We start from the raw sequence: 1,228 nt of genomic DNA, 5'->3' as shown, positions 1-1,228 counted from the left end.
GAGCCGTAGCTGCCGGTGTTTGACCCGGCAATGCTCCAGGTCGCGGTGGCGGCATGATCGATGTCGCTTGAACTGAACTGGCCGCTGACGCTGAGGGTGCTGTCTTCCTGCACCGCACCGGCATCGTTGCCCGACGCGAAGCTGAGCACCGGCGCATCGTTGCTGCCGGTGACGGTGACGGTCACTTGCTGGGTGTCGACACCGCCGAGGCCATCGCTGACCTGCACGCTGAACACTTCGTTATGAGTCTCGCCGACCTTCAGCGATTGCACCGCACTGGCGACGCCATCGGTGCCATTGGCCAACGTGTAGGTCCATTGGCCCGTGCTGTCGACGGCGATCGAGCCATAGCTGCCAGTGTTGGACCCGGCGATGCTCCAGGTGGCGGTGGCCGCATGATCAATGTCGGTCGAACTGAACTGGCCACTGACGCTGAGGGTGGTGTCTTCCTGCACSGCACCGGCATCGTTGCCCGACGCGAAGCTGAGCACCGGCGCATCGTTGCTGCCGGTGACCGTCACGGTCACCTGCTGGGTGTCGACGCCGCCGAGGCCRTCGCTGACCTGCACGCTGAACACTTCGTTATGRCTCTCGCCGGCYTKCAGYGATTGCACGGCACTGGCGACRCCATCGGTGCCGTTGGCCAACGTGTAGGTCCATTGGCCCGTGCTGTCGACGGCGATCGAGCCGTAGSTGCCGGTRTTKGACCCGGCAATGCTCCAGGTCGCGGTGGCGGCATGATCGATGTCGCTTGAACTGAACTGGCCGCTGACGCTGAGCGTGGTGTCTTCCTGCACCGCGCCGGCATCGTTGCCGTTGGCGAAACTGAGTACGGGTGCGTCGTTGCTGCCGGTGACGGTGACAGTCACCTGCTGGGTGTCGACCCCGCCGAGGCCATCGCTGACCTGCACGCTGAACACTTCGTTATGAGTCTCGCCGGCCTGCAACGACTGCACCGCACTGGCAACGCCATCGGTGCCGTTGGCCAGGGTGTAAGTCCACTGGCCCGTGCTGTCGACGGCGATCGAGCCGTAAGTACCGGTATTGGACCCGGCGATGCTCCAGGTGGCGGTGGCCGCATGATCAATGTCGGTCGAGCTGAATTGGCCACTGACGCTGAGGGTGCTGTCCTCCTGCACGGCGCCGACATCGTTGCCGCTCGCGAAACTGAGCACCGGTGCATCGTTGCTGCCGGTGACGGTGACAGTCACCTGCTGGGTGTCGACAC

The 1,228-nt window shown here is 64.4% G+C and carries 1 protein-coding gene; it reads right to left on the bottom strand.

The window, feature by feature from the left end:
• Nucleotides 1-1,228: VCBS domain-containing protein (locus tag AC1DIS_RS30000; protein WP_477781303.1), on the bottom strand; the 1,228-nt coding region annotated here is incomplete at both ends.

This window comes from Pseudomonas sp. 05N433 (genome assembly GCF_056396925.1).
Note: the sequence above shows the minus strand (reverse complement) of the source record. Positions and strands in the feature narration are given on the sequence as shown.